The 19080-nt window shown below is 47.6% G+C and carries 15 protein-coding genes; 8 read left to right on the top strand and 7 right to left on the bottom strand.

What is annotated here, in order from left to right; genetic code table 11:
- Nucleotides 1–2: 2 nt before the first annotated feature.
- From ACT6NU_RS05645 to ACT6NU_RS05635, 3 genes are all read right to left on the bottom strand, one after another.
- Nucleotides 3–671, bottom strand: coding sequence for a succinate dehydrogenase cytochrome b subunit (locus ACT6NU_RS05645; RefSeq protein WP_445383491.1), 669 nt, complete (start codon nt 669–671; stop codon nt 3–5).
- A gap of 143 nt (nt 672–814) precedes the next feature.
- Complete coding sequence (locus ACT6NU_RS05640) at nt 815–1207, bottom strand: DUF2721 domain-containing protein (RefSeq protein ID WP_445383490.1); 393 nt, start codon at nt 1205–1207, stop codon at nt 815–817.
- A gap of 2 nt (nt 1208–1209) precedes the next feature.
- Complete coding sequence (locus ACT6NU_RS05635; RefSeq protein WP_445383489.1) at nt 1210–4056, bottom strand: glycosyl hydrolase; 2847 nt, start codon at nt 4054–4056, stop codon at nt 1210–1212.
- Nucleotides 4057–4351: 295 nt separating this feature from the next.
- Here ACT6NU_RS05635 and ACT6NU_RS05630 point away from each other — a divergent pair, with 295 nt between their 5' ends.
- Nucleotides 4352–5644, top strand: coding sequence for an aminopeptidase P family protein (locus ACT6NU_RS05630; protein WP_445383488.1), 1293 nt, complete (start codon nt 4352–4354; stop codon nt 5642–5644).
- Between the two features lie 89 nt (nt 5645–5733).
- On the opposite strand, the gene ACT6NU_RS05625 is transcribed toward ACT6NU_RS05630, so the two are convergent.
- Complete coding sequence (locus ACT6NU_RS05625; RefSeq protein WP_445383487.1) at nt 5734–8868, bottom strand: VPS10 domain-containing protein; 3135 nt, start codon at nt 8866–8868, stop codon at nt 5734–5736.
- 378 nt (nt 8869–9246) lie between these two features.
- On the opposite strand from ACT6NU_RS05625, the gene ACT6NU_RS05620 reads away from it, so the two are divergent.
- The 6 genes from ACT6NU_RS05620 to ACT6NU_RS05595 all read left to right on the top strand — a co-directional run bounded on the left by ACT6NU_RS05620 (nt 9247) and on the right by ACT6NU_RS05595 (nt 14411).
- Nucleotides 9247–9735, top strand: coding sequence for a RidA family protein (locus tag ACT6NU_RS05620; protein WP_445383486.1), 489 nt, complete (start codon nt 9247–9249; stop codon nt 9733–9735).
- A gap of 8 nt (nt 9736–9743) precedes the next feature.
- Nucleotides 9744–10115: a hypothetical protein gene (locus tag ACT6NU_RS05615; protein ID WP_445383485.1), complete on the top strand. Its 372-nt coding sequence runs from the start codon at nt 9744–9746 to the stop codon at nt 10113–10115.
- Between the two features lie 172 nt (nt 10116–10287).
- A complete protein-coding gene (locus tag ACT6NU_RS05610; RefSeq protein ID WP_445383484.1) occupies nt 10288–11373 on the top strand; it encodes a DmpA family aminopeptidase in 1086 nt (361 codons plus the stop codon).
- 7 nt (nt 11374–11380) lie between these two features.
- Nucleotides 11381–12805 carry a Gfo/Idh/MocA family protein gene (locus ACT6NU_RS05605; protein ID WP_445383483.1) on the top strand — a complete coding sequence of 475 codons (1425 nt, stop codon included), beginning with the start codon at nt 11381–11383 and terminating at the stop codon, nt 12803–12805.
- 54 nt (nt 12806–12859) lie between these two features.
- Complete coding sequence (locus ACT6NU_RS05600) at nt 12860–13552, top strand: hypothetical protein (RefSeq protein WP_445383482.1); 693 nt, start codon at nt 12860–12862, stop codon at nt 13550–13552.
- Nucleotides 13553–13664: 112 nt separating this feature from the next.
- Nucleotides 13665–14411, top strand: coding sequence for an ion transporter (locus tag ACT6NU_RS05595; protein WP_445383481.1), 747 nt, complete (start codon nt 13665–13667; stop codon nt 14409–14411).
- A gap of 27 nt (nt 14412–14438) precedes the next feature.
- Here the strand turns inward: ACT6NU_RS05595 and ACT6NU_RS05590 are convergent, their stop codons facing one another.
- Nucleotides 14439–15005 carry a redoxin family protein gene (locus ACT6NU_RS05590; RefSeq protein WP_445383480.1) on the bottom strand — a complete coding sequence of 189 codons (567 nt, stop codon included), beginning with the start codon at nt 15003–15005 and terminating at the stop codon, nt 14439–14441.
- Between the two features lie 159 nt (nt 15006–15164).
- Between ACT6NU_RS05590 and ACT6NU_RS05585 the strand changes: the two genes are divergently transcribed.
- A complete protein-coding gene (locus ACT6NU_RS05585) occupies nt 15165–15836 on the top strand; it encodes a carboxypeptidase-like regulatory domain-containing protein (RefSeq protein ID WP_445383479.1) in 672 nt (223 codons plus the stop codon).
- Nucleotides 15837–15894: 58 nt separating this feature from the next.
- On the opposite strand, the gene ACT6NU_RS05580 is transcribed toward ACT6NU_RS05585, so the two are convergent.
- Nucleotides 15895–17280, bottom strand: coding sequence for an MATE family efflux transporter (locus tag ACT6NU_RS05580; protein WP_445383478.1), 1386 nt, complete (start codon nt 17278–17280; stop codon nt 15895–15897).
- A gap of 88 nt (nt 17281–17368) precedes the next feature.
- Nucleotides 17369–19060, bottom strand: coding sequence for a gamma-glutamyltransferase (gene ggt, locus ACT6NU_RS05575; protein ID WP_445383477.1), 1692 nt, complete (start codon nt 19058–19060; stop codon nt 17369–17371).
- Nucleotides 19061–19080 lie beyond the last annotated feature (20 nt).

Genomic DNA, 19080 nt, shown 5'->3' with positions numbered 1-19080 from the left:
AATTAATGCGTTATTGGGTTAAGGTGATGGTACAAGGCGATGAAGACGAACAATAATGGAACTACGATCGCGTACAAGCGCGTAAAGTTGCGTATCGCCGGGCTGTATTTGTTGTTAATCCCCATGCTCTGGAAAGAGGATGCAAATCCGTGCCACAGGTGAAGGGAAAGCAGTACGAAAGAAACCACATAAATTGCAGTCCTCCAGAAAGGCACAAACTTCTCAACGGTTTCAGCGTAATAGCGTGTCGGGTCTTCCGGGTTTGCCTCAACATATTTATAGGCCATTTCATGAACCCAGAAATCGTAAAAGTGCAGCCCCAGAAAAGCGAGCACAACTAAACCGGTAACGATCATGTTCCGTGAAACCCAGGGGGCGTTGGCCCCTCCTTTATATTTCACATACTTGACGTTCCTTGCCTTGTTGTTTTGATATTCCAGCACTATACCCATCACAAAGTGCACAATTACCCCTGCAATAAGGATCGGCTGCATCAGGAATTGAACCACCGGGTTATACCCCATAAAATGCGACCAGGTGTTAAAAGTTTCCGGGCTGATCACGGAACTGAGGTTGATGGTTACGTGCAGGGCGAGAAAGAGTACCAAAAATAGTCCGGACAGGGCCATGATGACCTTCCGGGCAATAGACGTTTTAGCGATTCCGCTCATAGGGAGTTGGTTTTTATAAAGCAGGTACAAAAATACTTCACAGGTAACTGAATAACAAACCTAAAGCCGCATTCTCGCCTTCATTTAGAATCGTTTTAAGCAGATTTCGGGGAAATGACTCTTTAGCCTGGAAAAATATTGCTTTACTTGCCCTCCATATCTGAAAGCTGGACCTCCAGAGAGCGGGTGGAGAGCTGCACTTCTATAAAACTCAGCACCAAAGAAACCATTAGGGCCAGCAGGCTGATCCCGAATACCAGATTGGCCCAGAAGCGCCATTCGATGTATATTAAAAACATACTGATGGCGCTGAACAAAAAGCTCAGAATGGCAATTGCCTGCATTTGTTTGATAATACCCAGGCGTTGCTGGAGCTGGCGTACCTGCTGGCTGAGGGTGGGACTCGCCTGTTGCTGATAGGCCTTGTGCAATTGCCTGATTAGTGCGGCGATGGCCAGGTACCTCGCGTTGTAGGCGAGCATACTCAGGGATATAGCCGGAAATAAAAGGGCCGGGATACTCAGGTTTAGTTCCATGCTTATTTTACCTTGAATGATTGATCCATACTGTTGTTGCCTAGTTTTAATTCGATCTTATAACTTCCCTTGGGGAGATATGTTTTGCCATTGGAAGCCTCTTTCAGGGGGACTTTATACTTCTTGAGGTAATCGCTTTTTCCTGTTTTTGAAAAGGCCAGGTCATAAGAAAGCACATTCAGCCCCGGGTCTGCCTGCATCTCAGTTTCAGATAGGGTAATCCCATCTGCGGTTTGAATGCTGGCCGTAACTTTTCCGCCATTCCGGCTGTAAAAAACAGCATCTATTCCAGGAGTTGACGGCTCACTCCAGGGGGAAAAGCTATTCCCCCAGCGACCGGAATGCAGGATATCTTCCAATTCAAATATCAATAATTCTTTTTGGAGGGCGTCAGGGGTTAACTTCTGGAGCGGAGCAATGTCTGCCCTGAAGATACTGCGGCCATGGGTTCCAACCAGCAAATGTTTTTCCCTTTCCTGAATGACCAGGTCATGAACGGCTACATTGGGCATGCCGTTTTGCATCATCTCCCAATTCTCACCTTTGTTAAAGCTAACATAGAGGCCGTTATCGGTACCTGCAAAAAGCAAGTTTTCATTCACAGGATCTTCCAGAACCACATTTACCGGGGATGCCGGGATACCTCCGGAAATAGATTTCCAGCTGTTTCCAAAATCTTCACTAAGGTAAATATAGGGGGTAAAGTCATCCCAGCGGTAGCCATTCAAGGCCACATAAACCCTTCCCTTGCTGTGCTTTGAAGCTGCTACACGGCTTACCCAGAGCGACTGAGGCAAATTATCTGAGATACGCTCCCATGACGCCCCGGCGTCCTTGCTTACATGAACCAGGCCGTCGTCACTTCCGGTATATAACAAACCAAATTGCAAAGGCGATTCTGAAATAGTGCCAAGGGTACCGTAGGGAACATCCCCTTTCTTTCCACCGGTGGTCAGATCCGGCGACAGGGTGGTCCAGTCTGCACCCTGGTTCATGGAACGGTGCAGTCTATTGCTCCCAAAGTACAGGATATCCTGATTATGGGGGGAAAGTAAAATGGGGCTTTGCCAGTTAAAACGGTAAGGAGCTTCCCCCAGTTCATGCTGGGGTTTAATCCTGCTACTTTCTTCATTTTCCAAATCCAGGCGGAAGTAATTCCCAAACTGATACCCGGTATAGACGATATTGGCGTTTCGCTTATCTACCTGGACCTGCATCCCGTCTCCGCCCATAATGGACTTCCAAGGGTATTCCCCGCTTTGATGCCAGCGGTCAGATTCAGATGCATTGTGGGCACCCATCCAGACCCCGTTGTCCTGCAAACCACCGTAAACCCGGTAAGGTTGTTGCTGGTCTACCTGAATAGCATAAAATTGTCCAACCTGCGGGTTGTTGTTTTTAATCCAGCTGGCCCCGTAATCATAGGAAATATTAACACCTCCGTCATTCCCATTGATCAGGTGGCCGGCGAGGTTCGGGTCAACCCATACAATATGATGGTCTGAATGCACATTTTCCCCATCGATAGAATTAAAGGTTTTACCCCCATCCCCAGAACGCAGCAGGGGGACCCCGGAGATATAAATTTGATTCTTGTCGTAGGGAGCAACGGAAATCTGCCCGAAATAATAGCCATAACTGTAATACAACCCATCTATATAACCCTTATGGGTCTTTTTCCAGCTTTTCCCGCCATCTTCTGAGAGATATACCTCAGCTCCTATCACAGGGGCATCAAACAAAAGGGAGTTGGGATCTTCCAGATAAAGTGCCAGGTCTTCTGGCTTTACCGAACCCTTCCTTACCAGATCCTTCACATTTTCCGCCCGGTATTTTCTGGGAAAGTTATTCTCCTCCAGAAACCTATTCAGTTTATGACGGTCCAGGGCCATAAAAGCAGTTACATTCATGTTCCTGAAATCATCTTTTTCCAGCCTTTCCTCGTCACTACCCTCCTCATCCACGGCTCTTCGGTTCTGATTGTCCAAAACAGCATAAATGGTATGCTGGTCAAAGGCAGCCAACCCAATTCTGCCCGTACCTTCCCCTGTTGGAAACCCTAAACCCGGCCCGCTTACAAGGGTCCAGTTGTTGCCCCCGTCTGCAGACTTATATATTCCCGAGCCCCGGCCAGCCTCTGTAAAATTCCAGGCGTTGCGTTCCCGCTCCCAGGTTGACGCATATAAAACGTCCGGATTGTCGGGAGATCGTACCAGGTCTATGGCCCCGGTTCCCTCGTCTATATATAATACCCGTTTCCAGCTTTGCCCTCCATCTGTGGTTTTGTAAAGCCCGCGCTCAGGATTATCTGAGTACAAGTGTCCTGATACAGCCACCACCACTTCATCCGGCTGCTGTGGATGTATTGAAATCCTTCCTATATGATGGGAATCCGGAAGGCCACTATAGCTCCAGCTCTTTCCCATATCGTTTGATTTTAAAAGGCCAATTCCCGCGTAGGAAGACCGGGAGGAATTGTTCTCCCCCGTACCTGCCCAGACCGTTCCTGACGGCCAGTGTACGGCAACGGCTCCCAGATTTTGTGTTGGGGTCTGGTCCATAACCGGGCTGAAGCGTATGCCATTGTTATTTGTGTACCATAGGCCACCTGAAGCATAAGCAACGAAGAACTCTGTGGGTTTATCAGGATTTACCGCAAGGTCTACAACACGGCCACTCATAATACTAGGGCCTATATTGACCAGGGAGAGGTTTTTTACTATAGAATTTTCAGCCATTTCAGCCTTGGCCTCAAGCGCAGCCTGTACTTTGGAAGCTTCAGTTGGCGAGGTTTGTGCCAGCAAGAATGTTGTCGTGAAAATCATCAGAAGAGTAGCGTTCCATTTCATAGATAATGTTTTATCGATTAGCTTCGTTGAAGCGAGAAAAGTAACAAAACTATTGCACAGGAACTTAAAATTTTGTTAATTTATTGAGGATTTAATAAGACTTATTAGGAATCCAAAGGATTGTCATAAGAAAGGTGCAATACCTGAACGAATCGATAACTTTGTACGTGCCAGCGCAATCCGGATGAACTTGAATCAATTAAACTAACCAACCTAATTTTATGGGGGCCTTTGTAGCCCCCTTTTTTTTTAGCATCAGGATCCGGTTATGTACCTTTGAAAAAAGGTTTATTCTATGAAATACCATCCGATCAACTTTAAGTTATTTGTGAAGAATCGCCAGAAGTTTATGGCTCAGATGAAACCCGGGAGCCTGGCGGTTTTTAATTCCAATGATATCTATCCCATCGGGGCAGACAGTACTATGCCCTTTCATCAGGCACCGGACCTGTTTTACCTCAGCGGGGTGGATCAGGAAGAATCTATCTTGCTGCTTTTCCCGGACGCCCTCAACCCGAAACACAGGGAGGTTCTTTTTGTGCGTGAAACCAATGCGCATATTGCGGTATGGGAAGGCGAAAAACTGACCAAAGAACGCGCATTTGCCGTATCCGGGATAAAAACGGTTTACTGGTTATCCGAGTTCGATAAAGTATTCTTTGACCTGATGACAGAAGCGGAAACTATTTATTACAACACCAATGAACACTACCGGCAGGCAGTGGAAACAGAGACCCGCGAGGCGCGCTTTATAAAGGCTTCAAAAGAAAAATTTCCAGCACATGCGGTGGCCAAAAGCAATCCTATATTACAGGAGATCCGCGGGATTAAGGAACCCGAAGAACTGGATTTGATGCAGACGGCCTGCGGGATTACCGAAAAGGGATTCAGGAGGGTGCTGGACTTTGTAAAACCCGGGGTCTGGGAATACGAAATTGAGGCGGAGTACCTTCATGAATTTATCCGGAACCGCTCCAGAGGATTTGCCTATACTCCTATAATCGCCAGCGGGAATAATGCCAATGTCCTCCATTATGTAGAAAACAACCAACAGTGCAAAGCAGGAGACCTGATCTTGATGGATGTAGGGGCCGAATACGCAAATTATTCCAGTGATATGACTCGTACTATCCCTGTGAGCGGGAGGTTCAGTAAAAGGCAGAAGGAGGTTTACAATGCGGTTTTGCGGGTAAAAGACGAGGCTACAAAAATGCTGGTGCCCGGAACGCTTTGGGCTGAGTACCACAAAGAGGTTGGGAAAATAATGACAGCCGAATTACAGGGCCTGGGCTTGTTGGATAAGTCAGATATAGCCAACGAAAACCCGGAGTGGCCGGCCTATAAGAAGTATTTTATGCACGGGACCAGTCACCACATAGGTTTGGACACCCATGATTACGGCGCCCTGAAGACGCCTATGAAACCCAATATGGTATTTACGGTGGAGCCCGGGATTTATATACCGGAAGAGGGGTTCGGGATACGCCTCGAAGATGACGTGGTGATACAGCAAAAAGGGGAGCCCAAAAACCTGATGAAAAACATACCTATTGAAGCGGATGCTATTGAAGAGCTTATGAACTTGTAAGCTTTTATATTAAAACCCGTTAATTATAAAGACTATAAAGCAAAAAACCCCGGCCAAAAGGCTGGGGTTTTCTTTTGAGTACTCCCGTATCATTCTTCTATAAAAAGATAATTCAGGCTCAATTCATTAAACGACTTGTTAAAGGCCGAGATCTCGTCATCCACCAATTGGTCAAAGGCCTGCAGTTGGGTATTGATTTTGGCCGTAAGTTCATTTTTCACGGCAATGGCCTGGTCTGTGGGCCGGAAATCATCAAAACCGGTAAGGCTGTTCAGATGGGCCAGTTTGTTCGTTAGGCGGATTGGGAAATTCAGCGGGTCCTGGTTGCTTCGGTTCTGAGTCTGGTAAAGAGCCTTTTCGATTTCCCCGAAGTCTTCTTTCATTTTTTTCGCCTTTTCAACCAAGTCAGTGGTGGCTTCATTTCCTTTGTATTGTTTCATAAATGCATCCAGTTGTTCGGTCACCTTCCTGATCTTTTTGATGGACTGGTGGGCCCGGTCTACGGTTTTGTTAATATCTGTAATGAAATCATACTGTGCCTGCATATCCGAAACACTGGCTTCGGCCCGGGGGTCCGGAAGGATTGCAAAGGATTCGCTTTGCGACTCGCCGTTGACATTCAGATGCACCCTATATGTTCCGGGAACGGCCTTGGCCCCGTCCAGATTAGCTGCCCAAAGGATCATGCCTTGCAGGCGTTCAGCTCCTTCTCCTCGGGTATCCCATACATGTGTATTACCCCCTTTCTCAGGTTCCAGTTTTTCGGATTTTTCCTTGGAATAGGTGCTGAATTTTGCAAGGGTGTCCCCGGCCATAGTGGTATAGGTAAGCGCAAGGCTATCTTTTTCACCAAACTCCTTTAGATAGAAATGGGTTACAACCCCGGCCGGGTGGTTCTGACCGGCCGTCAGGGAGGGCGTACTGGAGGCCCTGCCTTTTGTGCGATAGGAATCCTTGGGTTTATAAAGAATAGCTGCTGCTGAACGGTCTGCCTCGTTTAATTGATGTAAGACCGTCAGGTCATCCAGAATCCAAAGACTCCTTCCCTGGGTAGCTACAACCAGGTTGTTATCCTTAACCGCCAGATCCGTAATTGGGACAACTGGAAGGTTTAGCTGGAAAGGCTTCCAGGATACTCCGTCGTTAAAGGAGATATACATCCCGGTTTCAGTCCCTGCATAAAGCAGACCTTTTCTTTTGGGGTCTTCCCTAAGCACCCTGGTGAAATGTTCACTGTCTATGCCGGCGGTGATTTTTTTCCAGCTTTTACCGTAATCTGTGGTTTTATATAAGTAAGGCTGAAAATCCCCCAGTTTATAGCGGGTGGCTGCCACGTAGCAGGTGCCTTCATCAAAAGCTGAGGGCTCGATACTGTTTACCATACTCCACTCCGGCAGGTTGGGCGGGGTCACATTTTCCCAGCTTTCCCCTCCGTTTCGCGATAGGTGGATCAGGCCGTCATCACTCCCTACCCACAGCAAACCTTCTTTTAAAGGGCTTTCATTTGCCGCAAAAATGGTACAATAATATTCCACCCCGGTATTGTCCTGGGTTATGGGGCCACCGCTGGACACGAGTTTGTCAGGGTCGTTGCGGGTAAGGTCACCACTTAATAACTCCCAGCTTTGACCTTCATTTGTACTGAGGTGTACATGGTTAGAAAATGTATACAGTTTTTTGGGATCATGCTTGCTGAAAATGATGGGAAAGTTCCACTGAAAACGATATTTCATCCCTTCCGCACCATAACCCATTGGGTTGTCTGGCCAGACATTGATTCCGCGAACCGTATTGGCTTCGTGGTTTACGCGGGTGAGGAAACCGCCATAGCTGCCGCCGTAAACAATATCATTATTGTTGGGGTCTACGGCAATGTGGGCAGATTCTCCCCCGGCCGTTTCTTCCCAGTCATCCTCATCTATGGACCGCCCGTCTGAGCGGTGTCGGATACGGATAGTGGAATTGTCCTGTTGGGCCGCATAGATACGGTACGGGAAGGAATTGTCTGTGGTTACCCTGTAGAATTGTGCAGTAGGCTGGTTGTAATAGGTGCTCCAGGTAGTACCGCCATCATAGCTTACCTGTGCCCCGCCATCATCTCCTATTATCATCCGATTGGGATCTTCTGGGGCAATCCATAGATCGTGATGGTCGCCGTGTGGGGCATTGAAGGTGTTAAAGGTTTTTCCTCCGTCTGTAGATTTATGATATCGTACATTCAGTACATAGACTACGTCTTCGTCCTGGGTATCTGCATAGACCCGTGTATAATACCAGGCGCGTTGCCGAAGTTTCCGTTCGCTATTTACCTGGCTCCATTTTTTGCCTCCGTCTTCTGATCTGTAAAGCCCGCCTTTGTCTTTGTTTTCCACAATGGCCCAAACCCGTTGCGAATTCACCGGCGAAACGGTAACACCAATAATCCCGAGCGTTCCCTCAGGAAAACCTTCGTTTTTGGAAATTTCAGTCCAGGTTTCCCCGCTATCGGTAGACTTCCATAATGCCGAACCCGCACCGCCACTACTCAGGCTATACGGAGTGCGCTGTACGCGCCAGGTACTCGCGTATAAAATGCGCGGATTGTTAGGGTCAAAGGTGAGGTCTACAGCCCCGGCCTGCTCGTTTACAAAGAGGACCTGATTCCAGGTTTTTCCACCGTCAGTACTTTTATAGATTCCCCGCTCTGCAGTGGGCTTATAGATATTACCCAGAACAGCTGCAAAAACAATATCCGAATTTTTCGGATGCACCTTTAGCCGTGGGATATGCCTGCTTTTTGCAAGGCCTGCCTGGGTCCAGGATTTTCCGGCATCTTCAGTCTTCCAAACCCCATAACCACTGGATACATTTCCGCGGACGGTTTTCTCACCCCCTCCAGCGTATATTACATTAGGATCGCTCTGGGATACCTCAACGGCACCTATACTACCCCCGAAGAATCCATCGGAAATATTTTCCCAGCTACGACCACCATTGGTTGTTTTCCAGACACCGCCTCCTGTGGCCCCGAAATAAAAGAGATTGGGTTTTCCGGGCACCCCGGTTACAGCTGCTGATCGCCCTCCGCGGAAGGGTCCCACAAGCCGGTATTCCATGGAGGAATACAAGGATTCAGGATAGGATTCGGTTGCTGTGGCATTTTTTCGTCTTTGTGCCTGATTGGAATGTGGCAACAGGCAAAGGGCCAGCAGGAGCAGGCCCATTTTAAGGCAAGCGTTTCTCATGATCTGTAGTCTTCGAATTAGTCGGATTAAATGTACCAAAAAAAAGGGATAGCCATACAGCGGCCAAATCCATACAGTCAAAGGCGATTAACAGAGCAAAATACCCCAATGCAATTTTAAGATTTCAGGATTGCCTGCATTCAATTTTAATTGTACCTTTTTTACCACTAAGTAATCTGATAATCAGAATCTTATAATAATTTATGATTGAAATATATGCCTTACAAACAATGAATAAAATTCGTACAAATAGTTGAGATAATTCTTTGTTTTACGATCTATAGCCCACTTGGATATAGTCTTTTAAAGGTATTTTATTTCTTGAGGGACCATAATCAACATACCATGAAAAACCAGACTAAAACAAAAGAGAATTTTATGAATTTAAATCAGGCTGAACATCAGAGTTACGCATTAATAGCGACTTGTCTCTTGGTTGTTTGCCTTTGTTTTGGCTGCGGGGATACGCAAAGTGGTCATTCAGGTGATGGCGCTGTTCTTCAGGTGGGTCATATTAACACCCATGATGGATACTCGGAAGCCGTTACAACCGAATACAATGGGGTTAAAACAGTATACATCTCCGGACAGGTAGGTGACGGAGATACTTTTGAAGCGCAGATGCGTTCTGCCCTCTCAAACCTGGAGGCAAGCCTCGAGGCGGCTGGGGCTACTATGAACGACGTTGTTAAAATGAACACTTATATTGTAGCTTACACCCCTGAAACTTTAGAAGTTTTCCGCAGGGTCCGGAAGGAGCTTATGGGGGAATTAAAGATGCCGGCCAGCACCCTGGTAGGGGTAGAGGCCCTGGCCCTGCCGGACTGGATGATTGAAATTGAAGCCATTGCGGTGGTGCAGCAATAAATAGGGGGATGAAGCTCAATGATATCCCAGAGAAATGGCTACGGATTGCTTTTATCACAGCCATAGTATTATTCCTTCTGGGGACATTAGATCCAATGGAAGGAAGCATCCTGATTGCCGTGGGCAGCTTAATGTTAGCCTTTACCACTTATCTCTTTAAGGATCCGCAACATCCGTATTTCAGAGCTGCAGCTGTCTTAATTCTTTTCGGGGTTTTGAGTTTATGGATCCTTTCGTCTATGGGTGGTTTTGGGGGCGATTCCGATAATCCGTACTGGTGGGGGTTGTTTATTTTGCCCTATCCACTGGGGTGGATCCTGACCCTGTTTTTATTCCTGATTCGTTTATTTAAGGGAAGTTGGGGAGGCAGATCTGAGTAGCATATTTTATATTTAAATAGTTTGACCGCACCCGCCCCCACCCCTGTTCTCAATTTAGGGTAATATTCCGCAATTCCATTTCAATCCTTTTTAATTCTATAGAGGATTTGACCAATTTCAGTACCTTGTTACCATCATGTACAAACGAGTATCTATCATTCTTTTATTAGTAATGACAATCGGACCTCATTCTCAAATGCAAAGCCAGCAAAAACGAATACGCGATTATGGCATAGAATTAGGGGTCTTGTCTACCGGCCCCCTGAATGCAATTACGGACGTGCCTGGGGTACGGGTTGGCCATTCCACAATGATTTCAGGTGATTCCGTACGGACCGGTGTAACGGCTATTCTGCCCCATCCCGGAAATCTCTTTCAGCAAAAAGTGCCCGCAGCCATTTACATTGGAAATGGATTTGGCAAACTGGCCGGATACAGCCAGGTTGACGAACTCGGGAATCTTGAAACCCCAATAATACTGACCAATACGCTGAGCGTGCCAGTGGCCATGAATGCACTGATCACCTATACATTGGGTCAACCGGGGAATGAACAGGTTTTTTCGGTTAATGCAGTAGTGGGTGAGACCAATGACGGCAGGCTCAATGATATCCGCGGACGACATATAACCGAAGAGCATGTTCTAGAGGCCATTAAAAAGGCAGGCAGCGGCCCTGTGGCTGAGGGAAATGTAGGGGCCGGAACCGGTACCATGGCATTCGGATATAAGGGTGGGATAGGAACCGCTTCCAGAGTAACCCCGGAAAAAGCAGGAGGGTATACGGTTGGGGTTTTGGTGCAGGCTAATTTTGGCGGGATACTCACCCTGAATGGGCAAAACCTGGCCAATCTACTGGACAAGGTGCCTTCTTCCTTTAAGGAGGATACGGATGGTTCCTGTATGATGGTGGTCCTTACCGACGCACCCCTGGATGTCCGTAACCTGAAACGCCTGGCCAAACGGGCTATGCTGGGCCTGGCCCGCACAGGAGGGATTGCTTCCAACGGCAGTGGGGATTATGTTATTGCCGTTTCTACAGCTGTTGAAAATCGAATCTCCTATGTGTCTGCAGGAGTAACAACGCAGACTAAATCAGTACATAATGACCATATGTCTCCCTTGTTCCTGGCCGCTGTTGAGGCTACAGAAGAAGCCATCTGGAACGCCTTGTTTATGGCTGAGGAGATGATGGGATATAAGGGCAGGAAAGTAGAGGCTTTACCTGTTGAAAAAATAATCGATCTGGTTCGTAAATAGTAAGTGTATGAAGAAAAGGGAATTTCTTAAGAAAAGTAGCCTGGGGGCTCTAGGGGTAGCCCTCTTACCGTCAATCATTAATGCCAGACATTTTCAGAGGCAACTGCGGACGGCCCACATAGGTGTCGGGAATATGGGATTCGAAGACCTGAAAGCCATTTCTTCCCATAAGGCCGTTAAGGTGGTTGCGCTTTGCGATGTGGACGGTAAGCACTTATCGGTAGCCCATAAATTACACCCTGGAGCCCGCGTTTATTTTGATTACAGGGCCATGCTCAGGGAAATGGGGGACGAGATAGACGCTGTGATCGTTTCCACCCCGGACCATACGCACGCTCCCGCCTCGCTTTTGGCTATGGACATGGGCAAACCGGTATATTGCCAAAAGCCACTCACCCACCACGTGAGCGAGGCCCGTGCCATGAAAAAGATTGCAGCAGAAAAAAATCTGGTAACCCAGATGGGGATACAGGTGCATTCCTTTTACGATTACAAACTGGCTACACTGCTTATTCAATCCGGAATTATAGGAAAAGTTCATACTGTCAGGGCCTGGTCTCCGAAAAACTGGGGCTACGACGGACCTCCACCCGAGGGTTCAGACCCGGTTCCTGCAGAGCTGGACTGGAATCTGTGGCAGGGGACGGCCACCGAACGGCCTTATAAAGAAGGGTATTACCATCCGGGAAACTGGCGAAAACTTATGGACTACGGATGTGGAACCCTGGGTGATATGGGCGTTCATATTTTCGATACGCCCTACAATGCCCTGGCCCTGGATGTCCCTCAAACGGTCCGCAATGATTGCAGGCCGCCAAGCGGGTTTGGGTATCCGGAGCAGAACAGGGTTACCTATGAATTTCCGGGCACGCCCTACACGGATAAAACCCTAAAATGGGTCTGGTATGATGGCCCGGGAGCCCCAGAAATGCACGAAGACCTGATCTTGCCAGGAGCTGCCAGGCGCATGGAAGTAAAACAGGACAAGAAAGATCTGAAAGATAAAATTTCGCTGGATGCCAAAGTTGCTGCAGAAAATGAGCTCCCGGAACAGGGGGCCATGTTTGTTGGGTCCAAAGGGAGATTATTACTCCCTCACTTTATGCAATTGCCCAGAAAGATCGTTAGGGGGAAGTACGTGGATATCAGCAAAGAAATCAAAGCCTTGTCTGAAAAACATAAGCTGGGCATGCCTGTACGCAATTACGATTCAGAAGGGCCCAAACACTATCACCAATTTGTGGACGCCTGTTTGGGCAGGGCAGAATGTTCAGCTCCTTTTGAATATGCTGCCCGCCTTACCGAGACTATCTTGCTGGGGGTAATCGCAGGGCGTTTTCCGGGTAAAACCCTGCACTGGGACGCCGGGAAAGCGCGTTTCGCAGAGACCGAAGCAAATGCCTATCTGGAAGGGAATTACCGCCAGTTTTAAGGGTTAATCCGCTCCGGGCAGAACTTCTGGTAACATATTTGTAATTTAAGAGATATGAAGTATTTAAATATTCTGTTGATAGCAGTGTTAGCCCCTATGGTGAACCCCGTCTTTGCCCAGGATTTTACTTACACCTACACGGAGGATGCGGTAAAAATTTTTGCAGACGGGAGTTTTCTGAGCGGGCTTAAAGCAATCGAGCACTATACTAAGGGGATGGATAGCCGGATACAGGACTATGAAATTCTGAAAACGGTTCCCTCCCATATCCCGGATCGATATCGGTATGAGCTGTCGAGAATCATCAGGCCAAATGGAAAGGCATTCTTGCAATTGCGCATCTGGAATACAGAACAACAGCCTGACAGATGCGAGCTGGAAATGGTAGTGCCCGAACAGCCTTCGGAAAATAATCTTGCCGAAATCAGTAAAAGGCGGGATCTGTGGATGCAACTGTGCAACACCCATAAAATTGAGGAACTGGTTAATAACCTCTATGCGGAGGAGGCTCTCTACTATAACCACAGGCCACTTACTGTTGGCCGGGAAGAAATTATCCCCACTTACGGTTATATGAAAAGCCCACAATACCGCTTAACCCTTACCCCAATTGTAGTGGTACCGGTGAATCCGAATATGGTTTACGAAATCGGTCAGTGTTCGGGGTCTTATCCCGGGAAATATGTTCTGGTATGGAAAAAAGGGTCTGATGCAGTTTGGAGGATCCTCCTGGATTCAAACATATAATTGCAATAGCCTCAAGGTTATAAATAGCGTATTTACATCCATAAGAAACACATAGATGCTTGCACCTTAAACGAAAATTATGTAAATCGCATAGCAATAAAGGAATCTGGCTATGCGCATTTCCCTGACAACCTTGGTACAGGATCCGGCCTCCAGGTACGGTCGGGTATTCGATACCATTATACAAGTCTTGATATTTTTATCACTGGCTGCCTTCGCTATTGAAACCATACCGGACTTACCGGAACAGTTGGTCTGGGGTCTGAATATTTTCGAATATATCTGCGTGGCGGTATTCAGCCTGGAATATTTTCTTCGAATCTTCACGGCTCCCAAACCCTTACGCTATATCACCAGTTTTTATGGGATCATTGACCTGCTGGCGGTTTTGCCCTTTTACCTGAATTTGGTAATAGACCTGCGTTCCCTCAGGGCCTTTCGCGTATTCAGGCTCTTCAGAGCCTTTAAGCTGGTGCGCTACAATAAAGCCTTACAAAGAATGCACATTGCGGCGGGCCTGATCAAGGAAGAAATGATACTCTTTCTGATGATCACCCTTATCACCATTTTTTTAGCGGCTGCCGGGATTTACTTTTTCGAAAATGAAGCTCAACCCGAAGTCTTTTCATCCATTTTTCATTCAATTTGGTGGGCTATTGTTACGCTAACAACAGTGGGTTACGGAGATGTCTATCCCATAACGATGGGGGGTAGGATATTTACCTTTTTTGTCCTTTTAGTGGGAATCGGGATCGTAACCGTTCCGGCCGGGCTTATGGCCTCTGCCTTATCCAAGGCCCGGAAGATTCAGGATAAAGAGTTGAGTGATTTGGAAAAGGAACGGGTTTCAAGGGATTAAGAATATAAAGGCTATAACTGGCATGACCTACCTGGTAATATTCCTCTCCAGGATTTTCCAAACCTTTTCACTATTCCAATTCACAGCCCCCTGTTCTTTTACCAAAATCTTTCCCTGTGCGTCTATAATGTAATTGGTCGGGATACTCCTCTCAAAAAGCACTTCCGGCGGATTCATTCGTGGCAGGTAAACCGGTAGACCGTAATTTTTCTTGTCCAGAAAACGATTTACAACTTCCGGGTCTTCATTGGTTATCAATACAAACTCAATACGGTCTCCATAGCGACTATATAATTCCTGAATACTGGGCAATTCAGCAAGGCAAGGCGGACACCAGGTGGCCCAGTAACTCAGAAAAGTAACCTTCCCATTTCCGATGTCCAGTTCCAGGGGTGAGCCATTGAGGTTGTAAAGTTTATAGGAAAAAGGAGATACCTGTAATTGCTCCCTGGTTTCCAAGGCTGACGGTGAAAGCAACAGCACCCTCACTTTATTGAGGCCAACCTGTATTGGCTTTCTGGCTTGTGGAATGATCAGTAAAACCATAAAAACAACAAACAGAATATTGCTGAGGCTGAAGTACTTCTTTTTCATCTAATGCAAATTAGCTAATAAACAGGAGCCACTGGGGTGCTTATCTATTAAACAAGAAATTAATCAAAAGTGAGGCTCTTGCCTCATCAAACGATACCCTTCCCTCATTATACCTTTTACCAAATGCTGCCAATGTATAATTTGAAAAAAACATTAATCATGAGGCAATTTAAAATTACCATCCCGGAACCCTGTACCGAAAAATGGCAGGAAATGAGCCCCACGGAAAAAGGGGCCAATTGTGAAAAATGCAGCAAAGAAGTGATTGATTTTACACAGGTTTCGCAAATGGAACTCAGCCGAAGGCTTGCTTCAGTCGATGCATTATGTGGTCGCTTCAGAAGGGATCAATTAGACAGGCCCCTCCCAGTTTTATCCAGAAACAGCTGGAAGCAAAAAGTAGCCGCCCTGGGTTTCTCGGTCCTGCTTTCGGCCTCCTGCAGTAAGGAATCGATAGTCCCGAATCCGGGGATTGAAACTCAGCAGGCTGCTCTTTCCGCCAAACCCCTTTACATTGAAGTGGGTATTCCGGAGGCAACAACAAATACAATGATTATATCCGGAACCATAACGGATGGGGAAATGCCTTTGCCCGGGGCCTCGGTTGTCTTAAAAGGAACCCAATTAGGGGTTCAGGCAGACTTGGAGGGATTTTTTGAACTGGAAATTCCCCCTGAGCAGGCGCAAAATGCGACTGAATTGATTGTAACGTATATTGGCTTTGAAGCCTATTACCATAAAATTGAGGAAGGGGTTGATGAATTGAATATTGTCCTGGAGCAGGAATTGACGATTTTAGGGGAGGTGATAATTGTGGCATCCAAACAGTGATTTCTTCGATTTACGCTATTTCAACAGGCTTGGCTGAGATTGTAAAAATTAAGAGCGTTTATACAGCTTCAACCAAATCCCGGTCTATTTCCCTTTTCAGAAAAAACCCTGTCACGGCGGTCGACAATACGTCGGCGATCATAAAGCTGATCCAGACGCCCATTTCCCCAAAAAAACGGGGTAGCACCAAAATTAATGGAATAAAGAAAAAGCCCTGCCGGGTGAGGGTTAGCAATAAAGCCGGAACTGCTTTTCCGATCGCCTGGAAATAGGCGGCCCCTATCAGCTGCAGGGCGATGATTGGGGTAGCTGCAAACACCCAGCGCATGGCGGCAGGGGTATGCTGTAATACAAAGGCGTTGGTTTCCAGTTCGGCAGCAGACATATCCGGGCGGTCTGAGAGGAAAAGCCCTGCGATCTCAGCAGGGAAGACCATCAGAACAATAAACACCAGGCTGGCAACCAGGGCGGCGTATTTTACAGCCGTGTAAATACTTTCTTTTACCCTGGCGTATTTATGGGCGCCGTAGTTAAACCCGGCAATGGGTAAAAAACCCTGGGTAACCCCGAAGACAGGAAAGAGGGCGAACATCAGCATCCGGCCAATAATGGCATACACGGCAACCATGGGTTCTCCCCCCAGGTCAAATAAAATATTGTTCATCAGCAGGTAGGTGATGGAGGTCACCGCCTGTCTCGAAAGGGTAACGAAACCAAGGCTTCCGATTTCTTTGAGGATTGGCAGCTGCAGCCCAAAGTGGTGAAATTGGATTTTTAGCTCCGAATTTTTGGAAAGGAAAAAATACAGTATATAGGAAAAACATAGCAGGTATCCGGCCGTAGTAGCCCATGCCGCCCCCTCCATCCCCCAGTCGAACACGTAGATAAACACATAGTCCAGGACCAGGTTTCCCACAGAGGGGATGATCATGGCGATCATCGCGAATTTGGGCTTGCCTTCTGCCCTGATTACTGTATTTCCCATCATGCACAGGGCCAGGAAGGGCACCCCGTATAAAACGATGATGTAGTAGATCTTAGCCGGGTCAAAAATGGCGCCCTTCCCGCCGAAAGCCGGAATAAGGGAATCTACGAAATAAAGCCCCAGCCCTACCATGGAAATGGTTACCAATAAGGTCAGGGTTATCTGGTTGCCAAAAGTCCGGAGGGCTTTCTCCTTATTTTCTGCACCAAGGGCCCGTGAAATAATACTGCTACCGCCAATCCCGATGGCCATCCCCAGGGCTGCTATAAAAAAGGAAACGGGTAGGACCACATTGATGGCCGCAATAGCGATGGAACCGATCCAGTTTCCAACGAAAATGGTATCTACCAAAATATTCAGGCTCATCACCAGAATCCCGATGGATGCCGGTACGGCCTGGCGAATCAGGAGCTTTCCAATGGGCTCGGTTCCTAGTTGTTCTGAAGAGACTTTTGCCATAGGCTTCGAAGCTCCTGACTGATCAAAATTAGATTATGTATTTCTTAGTATCGCAACGGTTATAGGAATAACCTGAAGGGTGGTCTTCTTAATAACCGGCTGCCTGTCCGTCCTTACGGCTTTCCGAGGCACCGCGGTACACCCCGTTTTTGGCGTCCCACATAATTGCCTGGTAACCTCCATAAACCCCTCTTGCAAAGCGTACCTGGTGGCCCCGATCCATGAGCCCCCTGATGGTTTCATATGAAATGCCGGATTCTATCCGAACGGCACCCTTGCCGCCCCGCTCTCCTGTTGGGGCTGAACCACCGGTATGGTTCCATCTGGGAGCATCTCCGGCTTCCTGCAGGCCCATGCCAAAATCTATGAGGTTCATCACGATTTGAGAATGTCCCTGTGGCTGGAAATCGCCACCCATGACCCCAAAACTGACCCAGGGCTTGCCATCTTTGGTAATAAATGCCGGGATTATGGTATGGAAAGGCCTTTTCCCGGGTTCATAGGTATTGGCCTGTCCTTCCGTAAGGCTGAATAATTCTCCGCGGTCCTGTAGCATAAAACCAAGTCCGGGAGGCACCATTCCTGAGCCCATTCCCCGGTAATTGCTTTGGATTAGGGAGACCATATTCCCTTCGCTATCGGCAGTTGTCATGTAAATGGTTTCCCCGGCACTGATTTCTCCGGCCGAGTATTCCCCGGCCCTGTCGGAGATCAGTTCGCGACGGGTATTGGCATAACTGTCAGACAGAAGCTTCTCAACCGGAACCTTCGCAAAGTCCATGTCTGCGTAATATTTTGCCCGGTCCTCAAAGGCCAGCTTTTTGGCTTCTGTAAAGAGATGAAGGTGCTCCGCGCTGCCAAATTCAATTTTCGAGAAGTTGTATCCTTCCAGAATTTGCAACATCTGCAGGGCAGCAATCCCCTGTCCGTTTGGAGGCAACTCCCATACGTCATACCCCCTGTAGTTTACCGATACGGGGGTAACCCATTCAGAACCATGCTTTGCCAGGTCTTCTGTTGAGAGAAACCCACCCTGAGACTGAATAAATTCTGCAATGGTTTTGGCGATTTTCCCTTTATAGAAGGCATCCCGCCCTCCTTTGGCCATGGCTCTGTAGGTGTTGGCCAGAAAAGGATTCCGGTAGATTTCCCCGGCATCTTTAAGCTCTCCCCCATTTTGTGCGATATACGTTTCCTCAATATTGGGGAAGCCCTTGGACTGGTAGAACGGAATAGATCGCTGCATGTACCATGCGATCAACTGGCTAAGTGGAAACCCCTTTTCAGCGTAGTCAATGGCCGGGGCAAGGAGTTCTGACATGGGTTTGCTTCCAAATTTCTCATGCAGGGAAAACCATCCGTCTACCGCTCCGGGAACACTCACAGGCAGCGGTCCATGCGAAGGAATTTCAGTCATTCCCTCTTTCCTGAAGTATTCAAGGGTAAGGGCTTCAGGGGAGCGACCGGAGGCGTTAAGGCCGTACAGTTTTTGTGTTTTGGCATCCCACACTATGGCGAATAAGTCCCCGCCAATCCCGCAGCCTGTTGGCTCCATAAGGCCCAGGGCAGCATTGGCCGCTATGGCCGCGTCAATTGCGTTTCCGCCCTTTTTCAATACTTCGAGGCCAATTTGAGTGGCCAGAGGGTGGCTGGTTGCCACCATTCCATTTTGGGCCAGTACATCTGAACGGGTCGCATGCAGCGCGCCTGTAATTCGGTCCTGTGCCATTCCAATAGCCTGCAGGCCGCAAAGCAGTAGTATGATCAATCTGTATTTCATCCTGTTTAATTTAAGATTAA

The sequence above is a fragment of the Robiginitalea rubriflava genome (genome assembly GCF_052540725.1).
Note: the sequence above shows the minus strand (reverse complement) of the source record. Positions and strands in the feature narration are given on the sequence as shown.